Origin of the sequence: Clostridium sp. HCP1S3_C6 (assembly GCF_052066735.1) — a bacterium.
Lineage (GTDB): Bacteria > Bacillota > Clostridia > Clostridiales > Clostridiaceae > Clostridium.
On record NZ_JBQHRN010000022.1, the window covers coordinates 1 to 12,302 of the forward strand.

The following is a 12,302-nucleotide window of genomic DNA, read 5'->3' on the forward strand; positions in this document are numbered from 1 at the left end:
TTTTTTCTAACTTATTTTTAATTCTTTGTTCTTTCCTTCCCATAAGCCCTCCTGTGAGACAAAGTTTTTCTTTTATTTTACTTCATCACACGGGAAATGCGTAGATTTCTACACAATTTAATGAGAATTTTTTTACCTTTCAGTTCTGACACTTGAGTTTTCGTAAATTGCAGTCAAAAAACAAGTATGTCTGTACAAAGTACCAATCTTCCGTTTTTTTGAAGAACTGAGAATGGAAGTTCTGTAAATAGAGGCACTTTAATAAGCCCCGCCGGAACCGGATTTTGAGAGACATATTCTTTTATCTATTTAAACGACTAGCTTAAGGCAGAGTTGACGGTACCCAGGACGTTTCCTCCTGAAATACAGAGCCTGACGCCCTCTTTTGCATACGACAGTATGCCTGCGATGCCTTGATGTTAGCAGACAGACTTGGACACGAAAAAGTATCCACAACACTTAACACATACTCCCATCTGTTTCCACATAAACAGCAGGAACTTGTGCATAGTCTGGAATCATTGCAGGCAATAGATATTTGCCAACACCTGAACCACCATCTGATAACCCTCTGCTTGAATCAGCTGGTATCACCTGTGAAGCCACACAGAACCATGTTTAAGATGTAACAGCACTAACTCATTTCGGTCCTTCGTTAGTACCACAAAATACTGCACCAGGAAAAATCATCCATGTGTCACAAAGAAAGATCATATAAAAGAAATCCAGCAGTCATCAGGATTTCTCGCTATTAAAGTTAATGACAATCACACGAAAACTATAGAAAAAAAGTAGTTGCTATTAGTATCAGAGTAAGTCATGTACCACCGGCTAAGCCGGAGGCTTGATTAAGCCCTAGAATGGCATGGTGCTGGCGGCGCCACTCGCGCTCTGAATTAGACTGCCAATTGTGCATACCTTTCCTAACGCCACCCCTGGTGGTTTTTTTATTTGCTTCCTTTTACTGGCTCACCCGTAAACGGGTCTATATATTCTTTCATACTTATCTGCACTGCTAGCATATGTATATGATCTGGACATGCATTTGCTTCTATTATTTCAACTCCACTTCTTTCACAAATTACCCTTAATATCTTACCAATTTCAACTTTATATTTTCCATATATTATTTGTCTTCTATACTTTGGAGCAAATACAATATGATATTGACATCTCCATTTAGTATGTGTTAAGTTATCTATATCGTTCACTACAACGACACCTCCTATGTTATTATTTGCGATTGTCAGTCGCTAACATTTTAGCATAGGAGGTTTTTTCTTTATAGTCTTTCTATTTCCTGGGCAGAGCTAAAGCCATATTCTCCACTAGCAGAGCTTAGTGGTTTTATAGACAAAAAAAATCTCGTAAAGTCTTGATAAATCAAGCTTTACGAGATTTTATTATTTATTCAAACTCTACAATCACATCTGTATCTTGTATCTTTTATCCTTCTATTTTTCTATATATAGTGTAGTTTTTCTAACTATTCTTCATATTATTTTTCTTTTTAAACTTTTTTGCAACCATTATGCACCCAACATCTATTTTTTATTTTATATGTTCTATTACTCCCTAATTATAATTATTCACTATAATACAATTGTTTTGAACTTTTAGGTTTTTCCGGATTACTCATCTTAATTTTTCCACTCTCAACTAAAGGCATTATATATTTCTGTATTGCATAGGTTGTAGAAGATAACTCTAAATATTCACATATTTCTTTTCTTGTTCTTGGTGTTTTACAAAATATTAATAGATTTTTTTCATCATCCTTAATTGAACTTTGATCTTTTACTTCTTTATTACTTTTATAAAAAATCACTGTAAAACTCCCTCTTTCATCCAAAAATTCAGGTTCTATAAGATTATACTTTGCCATTTCCCTACGAATTGTTGGAATTCCTGAATATCTATTTTCAGTAACCTTTAGTAATTCTAATTCTAATGCCAACACTGGATTTCTAGTATCCGGCTGCATTTTTCCTAACTGATCCACTCTAATTCTACCATAAATACCACCTGGATTTTTTATTTCCATTCGATCTTCATACATAATTATCTGTATAGGCATCCCCTCAGTATGAACACTATAATCTCTATGAACTAAAGCATTTATTATAGCTTCTCTAACTGCAGTAATAGGATATTCTGTTTTATCCTCTCTTCTGCCATCGTATGGATTTACTATCGTCATCGTCTTCATATTCTTTTTTACAAACTGAATTGCTTGTTCCAACATTTCTGGAATATTTCCTTCAATACGCTGGTTATCCAAAAATCGTTCTCCTGCTTCACCTAATTCTCCAATTTCAGTACCAGGTACTGAAATTGCAATAATGCATAACTGTGGAAAATATGCTTGTGGATATGGGCAAAAAACCATGGCAGTACTTAAAGTTATTTCTGAATTTCTAGTAATACTCATTAATTCATAAATACTATTATCATTCATATTAGCTAAATTAGGCTTGCCATTTTTTAATAATTTAACATATTCATTAAGATTTTCCTGATTTAATGCTGATAATGTTGCTCTTGGCACCTCACGAATATCATCTTGATATTTTCTTCTATATGCCTCATAACTATATATTTCATATTCAGTCATAGGTTCATCACTATCACCAACTCTTATATATGAACCTTTAAGCCTTCCTCTTCCTTTATAAAATACTGGTCTGTCAACTAAATCAGCTCCAGGAATTTCTGCAGCAACAAAATACTTTCCATCCTTCTCAGCTACAGTTAATAAAGGTCTAACTATAGGTTCCATCTGTAAACATTGTTCATTCACTTTTTTTTGTAAATCTTGAGGATCATATACTCCATCCTCTCTATAATCTTGTTTTTCATCTATTCCAAAGATAATGATTCCACCTTCATCTTGATTAGAAAAACTAGATAAAGAATCATATAATCTTTGAGGACACCCATTCCTTGCACTTTTTATTTCAAGTGTATTTGATTCTGATTTTACTTTTTGAATCCATTCTAATTTTTCAATGAGTTCTTCTACTGTCATATGAATCCCTCCATTTCTGTATTTTATTTTAACATCATTTTAGATTCTATGCAATAATCTCAAATTTTATTCAAAAAACTCAAAAAAACTTAAATATTATTTTTAATTTTCACTTTATTTCTCTAATAATTAATAAATATAAATAAAATTTAAAAAAGAAACTAAAATTTTTATTTTAGATTTTAGTTTCTTTTTTAAATTTTTAAACAAATTAATAAGAGCAGCTTCACTAACTAGAATAGATATTTTAGATCTTCCAATTGATATCTTTATTTCTGATAGCTAATTTTTCTATAAATTGCAATAACAAAGATAATCCACTATAAATTTTTTATTAATTCAATTTCATTATACAATTACTCTTTGTAAATTTTTAAGAGATTTATAATATCTTCTTTCTACATCAGCATCAGGTATTCCATGACCACCCTTGCTTACTCTTATTTTAATTCTTTCTTTAGCAATTTCAGGACTTTCTACTCCTATATAGTTCATTACAACATAAAAGCCTTTTTTCTTTGCATTATTTATATTTTTAACTATACTATTACCACTTAAAGTAGTTTCTTGGTTAAATGATATATTGTTATTAATGTATTGTCTAATTAACTTAACAGCCTCTCTTGCACATTTCATTTGAAGATTACTGTCACGCCAAGATCCTATACGTGCTACCATTTCATCAGTATTAATTCTTTTTTCATCTTTGTTCTCATCATAATAAATAGACTTATATATTGATGTTTTGCCTGCTCCATTAACGCCAGCAAAAATAGTATATGTTGGCATATTACTCACCTATAACCTTTGCTTGTTTTTCTTGTAATAGAAAATTAGAAAGTGTCATATAAAAATCTTGTTCATCTTTTGTTTTAGCATTTCTAAATAAATCCTTTAATTGACTGTAAGAATATTGTTTAAACATATCATATAAATCATTGCTTTTTTCACCCATAATTTCTTACCTCCAAAATTTACTTATTATAATTATAAACTTAATATTATACTAATACAATCTCATAATTTATAACTTTTTTATATTAATGCCAAATTAATGCCACAAGTGCAAAAAAATCTCGTAAAGTCTTGATAAATCAAGCTTTACGAGATTTTATTATTTATTCAAACTCCCTAACCATTAACTTTTTTGTTAATGTTCTAGACGTATTTTCTACTATTTTATACCATTTCTTTTGCATATTCTTTATAATATTTTGTGTTTCAGACCAAACAGGTATCATACAGGTATCACGTGGTATCATTTATTTTCCAGCATCCATAAGTGTCCTTCTTGTTTTGGAAATTAGCCTTTTAGCCGTCTCTCTATATCCGAAGCACTATACAGCACATCTGTTACAACAACCTTGTCGTCTTGTATGACAAAAAACACCGAATAATTATCAACCAACATTCGCCTAATTTCTTTTGAATGTTCTGGTTCCGAATCCATAATGCGAAAACGATCTGGAAATGTATCAAGCATTAATATCGCATCCGCAATCCGATTATACTGTCCCATTGCATTTTCTGGTGAAAGTAATACATAAGCAATATAATTGTAAAGTTGTTCCATGTCTGACAGTGCCTCATCTGTAATCTGAACGTTATATTGCCTCATATTAATGACTCTCCCTGAACTTTGCAAATGCAGTTGCTGCATCCTGAACGTTTCCTGCTTCTATATCATCATAACCTCTTTGTAATTTTTCATGAAGTTCTTCTGCTGTCATGAAATCTGCGTTGATTGTATTCGGTGCTTTTGGCAAAGTCACCGCAAAAGGAATTCCACCTGTAAGAGAAATCTGATTCAAATACATATCTATTGCTGTAGACATAGGAATACCAAGTCTTGATAAAACTTCCTCTGCTCGTTCTTTCACAGCCGGATTTACTCTTAAATTTAATGTCGCTGTCTTTTCCATAATACAACACCTCCTGTTAGTTATATTGTAACGCTTATGTCGTTACATTACAAGTAGTTTTGTAAAAGTTGTAATACAATATTTTACCAATTTCATTTTCTTATCATAAAATCAACTATAAAGCAGAAAATCCGCTATACCATTTTGATATAACGGATATTTCCTATACTTTTATCATTCACGTTTTAACAATTTGCTCATCTCTTCAACCATATCATTAATCACACTGGCCTGAGTAGCCACCTGGGTTGTATCATTTGTGTTACTTTCTGCCATAGAATTGATAGAAGCAAACTGTGCATTTTCATTTCGAATACTTTGTGCAATTTCCTGATTAATGGATACGGTCTTTTTAATAACCTCTGACTGCTTGTTATGAGCCTCTCCCATTGTATTGATTGCATCAACAGAAACATGAAGCAATTCTGTCATTCCCTGCATACTCTGGAATACATTTTCAAAATACTCATTCTGCGTATCCAGTTTCGACGAATTTTCTTCTATTTGTTTTGTGATTTCCCTCACATTACTTTGTACCCGTTCAATAACCGTTTCTACTTCCTGCAAAGTGTCCTGTGTATTATTGGCAAGATTACCAACCTCTGTCGCAACCACTGCAAAGCCTTTTCCTGCTTCCCCTGCTCTTGCAGCCTCGATAGAAGCATTCAAAGCCAGCAGATTGGTGGAGGTAGAAATCTCACTGACCAGATTTAAGGTAGCACCAATTTCCAGTACTGCTTCGGACAATTTCTTAGCCATATCTGTTGTTGCTGTCATAGATTGGGATACTTGTCCGTTGATGGTATGCAAATTGTTGAGCAATTTTTCATTTTCCACAGATTTTTGAAGTAACTCTTTTGATGTGGTTTCTACTTTTTCTACATTATTGGCAACCACACCTTCCCATTCACTCAATTCGCTAAGATTATCCATACTCTCGTCAGTTCTTGTACTAAGTATATTGCTGCTTTCTGTCAATTGCTCACTGGTTGCGGCAAGTTCTTCGGCTGACGCACTTTCGTTTTCAGAAATCTTTGAGAGAGAACTTCCTGCTTCCTGTAACTGCTGGGATAATTGCTGTACAGAATTCAGAACACTCATCACATGTTCATTATTCTTTTCCAATTCGTCCTTTTTGGCATTAACGAGGAAATGTGCTACAAAGTAAACAAAAATGCTTAACCCTGCCAATGATAAGACAAGTCCGATCAAACACATAAGAACATCTGTGATAAACAGCTCATCTTTTACCGGTAAAAGAGCAGTTCCTCTCACTCCCCAAGCAACAAATAGTGAACCCATACAAGCCAATCCACTAATTAGCAATAACTTAATATCCAAATAAAATGCCATAAGAATTAAAAAGAAGAACAAAAATCCCCAAAAAGTTCTTGACGGAATCATATACAATATGTAATTCCATTGTATAACAAGCACACAGGCTGAAAATATTTTTCCAATTTTCAATCTTCCTTCTTTTATATATCCATCTTTATCGAACGATGTTTTCACAATAAACATTGCAGAAATAAAAAATAGAATATCCATAGTTGCAAATAAAATTGTAGCAACCCATGGAACATTGGGATAAAATCCTAATAACTTTTCTGTATTGAAAGTAGCTGTGGCACACATACATGCACTCACCAAAATAATAAGTCCCCATTTAAATACATTAGATAAATACACCTCAACCGCAGTTTTTTTCTTTTCCATAGCCTTTTGCCCCCTTAAACTTTATTATTGTATTTATTTCGTAGCCGTTCATATTTCTGAACAGATACAAATTTTTACCATTTGTAAATATTCTTCTTATCTTTTGCGTGAACCTCACTTATACACAAAAAATACCTTTCAATACATAGAAAAAACTATGCATTAAAAGGCAACCTTAATACAACTACTAAAACCATATTCACTTAAAAAAGGCATACTTCTGTTCTGTTCTGTTCTGTTCTGTTCTGTTCTGTTCTGTAGAATTATATTACTCAACATCATACACATCAAGCCCCTTTAACAATTTTACCCCTAAAATATATATTACTATTATATCGTATTTGTTTATTTTTTTCAATCGGCTATATATAGTTTTTTCTATTTTCGTCAAAACTTACAAATTGCAGAACCATTGTTTACCATATTGTCTTGTATTTTAAAAGATTTACATCTACTTTCATATATTATATCAATCCCCTTTTCTTCCATCACATTCTCTACTCCTTCACTCATAACCTACCTCCAATTTCTGAATACGGATAAAAGAAAAAAAGAATTTATTTTCTCTCTTATCCGTCCACTCTCTATCTTCTCAAATGTTCCGAAAAATTCTGCGCCCTCTCGCCCACAGACTCCAGAAACCGCTCCAGCAGATTGATCCCACTTATGGTAAACTGTTTCATAAAATCATACGCTTTCTGCAGTTTCTCCCGAAGTGTCTGGTTCTCTGCCTTTAACTGTTCATTTTCCTGTTTCAGCTGCACTACATCCTCGAACAGTTCATACTGTCTGTCCGAAACTGCCACCCTGCTGTATCTGTCATAGGATTGCCTTGCATACTCCACAAGACTCTCCATTTCTTTCTGCAACTCATGAAGTTCCGTTGTAGCCCGATCCAGTTTGGCTTCTACAAGTTCCAGCTTTCTCTTTGCCATTTCCAGTGCCTGTTCTGCTTTCCGTTGCAGTTCCTCTGTTTCCGCCTTCTTCTCTCTCCCTTCCCGGATATTTTTCCGCTGGAATGCCAGGGTTTGCTCATTTACCTTCATTTCCGTCTGCTGACCGGCTATTCTGTCCCCCTGTTGTGAAATCTGTTGTTCCAGTTCTTCCACTTCCGCTTTCCGCATCTTCTTTTCAAAATCATAAACGGACAGGTGTTTTTCATGGGTTCCTTTCTGTTTCCATCCCATATCACGCTTCTTCATGATCTCTGCCAGACACTGTTTCTCGCTTTCCACCCACCGTTTCCACTCTGTATCATGTCTGCCGGTTCCCACAAATCCCTGTGCTTTCAATGCTCCTTTTAGGGATACCTTTGTTTCCAGTCCCCTTTTATTTCCTGTGGAAAACGGCACAAAATCAATATGCAGATGCGGCGTTTCCTCATCCAGGTGCAGCACCGCTGTTGGTGTCAATATAAATTCCCCAAAAAAGGGAAAGAAAATTCCCCACCTTTAGGTATAATTTAAATAGGATTATTTTTTAATCCATTTAATTTTTCTTGTCTTTGTTTCATTCTATAACTTTCACCATCAATCACGACAAAATTGCAGTGATGAATAAATCTATCAAGTATTGCTGTCGCTAAAACGGGATCAAAAAATATTTTTCCCCATTCATCAAATTTCTTATTTGAAGTTACAATAATTGAACCATTTTCGTATCTTTTTGATATAATTTCATAAAAATCATCAATATTATTTTGTGAAAGTTTTTTTAATCCTAGTTCATCTAAAATTAGTAAATCCGGATTAACATATTTGTTGATTTTCTTCATGTATGAATTGTCTGCTCTAGACATATATAATTCTTCTAACATTTGATTTACAGTGGTAAATAATACACTATATCCTTGTGAAATTGCATTAATACCAATGGCTATTGATAAATGAGTTTTACCGGTACCCGAAGGTCCGATAAAAGCAATATTTTCTTTGTTTCTAATAAATTCACATGTAGCTAAATTATAAATTTCTTTTTTATTTAAATTAGGTTGATAATTAAAATTATATTCCTCAATTGTTTTATGATTAGGAAATTTAGCATTATGCATCTTTTTAGCTCTAGCATTCGCTATGCGGTTACTTGTTTCATCATTGAGTAATAACTCAAAGAATTCTACGTAACTTAAATTTTCTTTGATTGCCTCATCATTTCTAATATCAAATGTTTTAGAAATTCCAGATAATTTTAGTGCTTTTAATTTTGTAGCAATTAAATCATTCATTAGTTTTATTTCCTCCTTCTAAAAATTTATTATATTTACTTAAATCCCGCTTAAAAGAGTTTTCTTCATTACTAACATAGCTAGAAGAAGGAATTATTGAAGTATCAATATTTTTTTGTAATATATTCTTTACAGTCTTATAAGTTATTGAATTAAATAGAATAGCCCTTGAACAAGCAGCATTTATTAACTCATCTGAATACTTTTTTTGTAATGACAATAAACCTGAAATAGCTCTATAGTCATATTTTCGATTAGAAACATCTGCATTTATGTACAATTCAAAAAATCTTAATGCATCTGGACCTATTTCTTTCATTTTATCTCTTTGCCTTGACAATATCTCAGATATTGTTATATTCTTGCTATGAGGATAGTGATTAATATCCGTTAAGAATTTGCCCTTTTCACAATTTGCTACGCTATGAAGGGCTATTTCTTTATCATCAGAATAAATCCTAAGTAAACCATTCATTTCAATTGCTCTTACATCTTTACCAACATATCCATACGGAACTGAATAGTAATTAGCTTTATAGCAAATATGGCAGTTAGTAGAAACGTGGCAAATTTGACTACTTGATAATATATAATCTTCCTTCGGCAAAGCGGTTAAGCAAGCTTGCTCTATTTCGGTAAACACTTTAAATGGTACCTCTTTTGTAGTTCCATGAACTCTTTTATTAGCTACATCTTTTAACCAGACTATTAGAAAGTGTTTTGCTTCTTCAACATCTTTAAAATTTCTTCCTTTAAAACAGCTATTTTTGACATATTTTACATTTGATTCGACTTTACCTTTGTCAGTTGGAGTATATACTCTGCACGGCTGTGCTAAGAATCCATAGTAGGCGGCAAAGGCTGCATAGTCTTTTTGAATTGTTGGCTCATAGAAATCTGCTTCTAATATAGCAGCTTTAAGATTATCAATTTTAACTGTTTCAGGGACTCCACAGAAATATTTGAAGGCATTTTTATGACAGTTAATAAATGTTTGTACTTTTTGATCGAAAACAATTTGTACATACATATATCTCGAATAACTTAGTGTCATTACAAATATCCAAGCCTTTTTTCTTTTACCATTTATATTTAGAAATCCAATATAACCAAAATCAACTTGAGCTTCTTCGCCAGGTTGAGTATTAAGAACCATATAAACTTTAGAATTATTTTCTTTTATACTATGAATATATTTCTTTACAGTATCGTAACTACCTTTGTAGTCATAATCTCTTATAAGATCATGATATATTCTTTTGGCTTGAATTCCTTTATTAGCTTCTATTTTTATATATTCTTTATACGGATCAAGTATAGTAGGTCTTATTTTCTTTTTAGGTAGTCCTTCATCCGATTCTTTGAGCTTTGCTCTAACGGTCTTTCTGTCAATTTGGAGCATTCTTGAAATTTGTGACTTATTATATCCCTTTTCGTAAAGTGTTCTAATTGTTGTTTTCATCTCTTCACTTATCATCCTTTCCCCTCCTATAATGTTTATTAATAACATTATAAAAGGAACATATAATAAGTGGGGAATTTTTCTTCCCTTAAGTGGGTAATTTTATTTTACCACTAACAGATCACTCAGGACGAATACCTGGAATGGAAACTGAACTGGCCAGACACCTGTACCGAACAGGGTACCTCCTGCAAACCATGTGAACCCAAATATAAATGGAAAAAAAATGACTCCGAAACGGAATCATGAAATAATAGAAAATACATGTTTAGAACTTAATTACTCAGTGAATACCTCCATATAGGTATCAAAAAGGTATCACAGAGAAAAGAAAAGCCCCACAAACAGCGTATTTACGCCATTTGTGGGGTTTTGTACATTACTCAAACTCTATAGTAGCTGGTGGTTTTCCTGTGCAATCATACATTACACGGTTAACTCCATTTACTTCATTTACTATTCTTGTTGTTACTTTTCCAAGTACTTCCCATGGAAGTTCAGCAGATTCTGCTGTCATGAAATCGCTTGTTGTTACTGCACGAAGAGCTATTGCATAATCATAAGTTCTTTCATCTCCCATAACTCCAACTGACCTCATATTTGTAAGAGCTGCAAAGTATTGACCTAAGTTTTTATCTACTCCTGCCTTTGCAATTTCTTCTCTATAAATTGCGTCTGCATCTTGAACTATTCTTACTTTCTCAGCTGTTACTTCACCTATTATTCTAATTCCAAGTCCTGGTCCTGGGAATGGCTGTCTGTATACTAAATATTCAGGTATTCCAAGTTCAAGACCTGCTTTTCTAACTTCATCTTTAAATAAAAGTCTAAGTGGTTCTATTATTTCTTTAAAATCAACACAATCAGGAAGACCACCTACATTGTGGTGTGATTTAATAACTGCTGATTTTCCAAGACCACTTTCTATAACATCTGGATATATAGTTCCTTGTACTAGGAAATCTACAGCACCTATTTTCTTAGCTTCTTCTTCAAATACTCTTATGAATTCTTCACCAATTATTTTTCTCTTTCTTTCAGGTTCTTCTACACCTTTAAGCTTTTCATAGAATCTTTCTTGAGCATTTACTCTTATGAAGTTTAATTTATATGGTCCCTTTGGGCCAAATACAGCTTCTACTTCATCACCTTCATTTTTACGAAGCAAACCATGATCTACAAATACACAAGTAAGTTGTTCACCTACTGCTTTTGATAAAAGTACTGCTGCAACTGATGAATCAACACCACCTGATAATGCACATAATACTTTACCATTTCCTACTTTTTCACGTATTTGCTTAATTGTGCTTTCTACAAATGAATCCATTTTCCAATCTCCAGCACAATTACATACATTATAAACAAAGTTTGATAACATTTCTTTACCTTGTTCTGTATGCATAACTTCTGGATGGAATTGAACTGCATATAAGTTTCTAGATTCATTTTCCATAGCAGCAACAGGGCAAACTGGTGTATGAGCTGTCACCTTAAATCCTTCTGGAGCTTTTTCTATGTAATCAGTATGACTCATCCAACAAATTGTAGATTTCTTTACACCCTTAAATAATTTTGTATTAGTATCTACATTAACTTCTGTTTTTCCATATTCACTTACAGGAGCTGTATTAACTTTTCCTCCAAGTAAATGTGCCATAAGTTGTGAACCATAACATATTCCAAGTACAGGAATACCTAAATCAAATATTTCCTTGTCACAAAGTGGTGAATCAGCTGCATAAACACTATTTGGACCACCAGTGAATATTAACCCCTTTGGATTTCTTTCTTTAATTTTTTCTAAACTATAAGTATATGGTACTATTTCACAATAAACACCACATTCTCTAACTCTTCTTGCTATTAATTGATTGTATTGTCCTCCAAAGTCAACAACTAGAATTAGTTCCTTATTCATTCTTTCCTCCAATAATTAAAATAATATTT

The 12,302-nt window shown here is 32.9% G+C and carries 12 protein-coding genes and 2 pseudogenes; all 14 read right to left on the bottom strand.

What is annotated here, in order from left to right; all coding sequences use genetic code 11:
• Nucleotides 1-459: 459 nt before the first annotated feature.
• Complete coding sequence (locus ACTNAO_RS08685) at nucleotides 460-594, bottom strand: hypothetical protein (protein WP_441028181.1); 135 nt, start codon at nucleotides 592-594, stop codon at nucleotides 460-462.
• 377 nt (nucleotides 595-971) lie between these two features.
• Nucleotides 972-1,211, bottom strand: a pseudogene (gene tnpA, locus ACTNAO_RS08690) (IS200/IS605 family transposase); the annotation flags it as partial.
• A 374-nt stretch (nucleotides 1,212-1,585) separates the two neighbouring features.
• The gene (locus tag ACTNAO_RS08695; protein WP_441028183.1) at nucleotides 1,586-3,028 is read right to left on the bottom strand and encodes an ATP-binding protein; all 1,443 of its coding nucleotides are present in this window, start codon (nucleotides 3,026-3,028) and stop codon (nucleotides 1,586-1,588) included.
• A gap of 354 nt (nucleotides 3,029-3,382) precedes the next feature.
• Nucleotides 3,383-3,817: pseudogene (locus ACTNAO_RS08700) on the bottom strand (zeta toxin family protein); the annotation flags it as partial.
• 1 nt (nucleotide 3,818) lies between these two features.
• Entirely contained in the window at nucleotides 3,819-3,983 is a 165-nt protein-coding gene (locus ACTNAO_RS08705) for a hypothetical protein (protein ID WP_441028185.1), read from the bottom strand.
• A gap of 163 nt (nucleotides 3,984-4,146) precedes the next feature.
• On the bottom strand, nucleotides 4,147-4,290 hold the full coding sequence (locus ACTNAO_RS08710) for a hypothetical protein (protein ID WP_441028186.1): 144 nt from the start codon (nucleotides 4,288-4,290) through the stop codon (nucleotides 4,147-4,149).
• Nucleotides 4,291-4,331: 41 nt separating this feature from the next.
• Complete coding sequence (locus tag ACTNAO_RS08715; protein WP_441028188.1) at nucleotides 4,332-4,646, bottom strand: type II toxin-antitoxin system RelE/ParE family toxin; 315 nt, start codon at nucleotides 4,644-4,646, stop codon at nucleotides 4,332-4,334.
• A gap of 1 nt (nucleotide 4,647) precedes the next feature.
• Complete coding sequence (locus ACTNAO_RS08720; protein WP_441028190.1) at nucleotides 4,648-4,950, bottom strand: type II toxin-antitoxin system RelB/DinJ family antitoxin; 303 nt, start codon at nucleotides 4,948-4,950, stop codon at nucleotides 4,648-4,650.
• 174 nt (nucleotides 4,951-5,124) lie between these two features.
• A complete protein-coding gene (locus ACTNAO_RS08725) occupies nucleotides 5,125-6,666 on the bottom strand; it encodes a methyl-accepting chemotaxis protein (protein WP_441028192.1) in 1,542 nt (513 codons plus the stop codon).
• A 387-nt stretch (nucleotides 6,667-7,053) separates the two neighbouring features.
• Nucleotides 7,054-7,179: a hypothetical protein gene (locus ACTNAO_RS08730; protein WP_441028194.1), complete on the bottom strand. Its 126-nt coding sequence runs from the start codon at nucleotides 7,177-7,179 to the stop codon at nucleotides 7,054-7,056.
• 71 nt (nucleotides 7,180-7,250) lie between these two features.
• Nucleotides 7,251-8,078 (bottom strand): hypothetical protein, encoded by an 828-nt coding sequence (locus ACTNAO_RS08735; RefSeq protein ID WP_441028196.1) that lies wholly within the window; start codon nucleotides 8,076-8,078, stop codon nucleotides 7,251-7,253.
• Nucleotides 8,079-8,128: 50 nt separating this feature from the next.
• Entirely contained in the window at nucleotides 8,129-8,890 is a 762-nt protein-coding gene (gene istB / locus ACTNAO_RS08740; protein ID WP_441028198.1) for an IS21-like element helper ATPase IstB, read from the bottom strand.
• A complete protein-coding gene (gene istA / locus ACTNAO_RS08745) occupies nucleotides 8,883-10,352 on the bottom strand; it encodes an IS21 family transposase (RefSeq protein ID WP_441028252.1) in 1,470 nt (489 codons plus the stop codon). Before istA ends, istB begins: the two co-directional genes overlap by 8 nt.
• A gap of 379 nt (nucleotides 10,353-10,731) precedes the next feature.
• Nucleotides 10,732-12,273: a glutamine-hydrolyzing GMP synthase gene (guaA, locus tag ACTNAO_RS08750; protein WP_441028200.1), complete on the bottom strand. Its 1,542-nt coding sequence runs from the start codon at nucleotides 12,271-12,273 to the stop codon at nucleotides 10,732-10,734.
• Nucleotides 12,274-12,302: the final 29 nt, after the last annotated feature.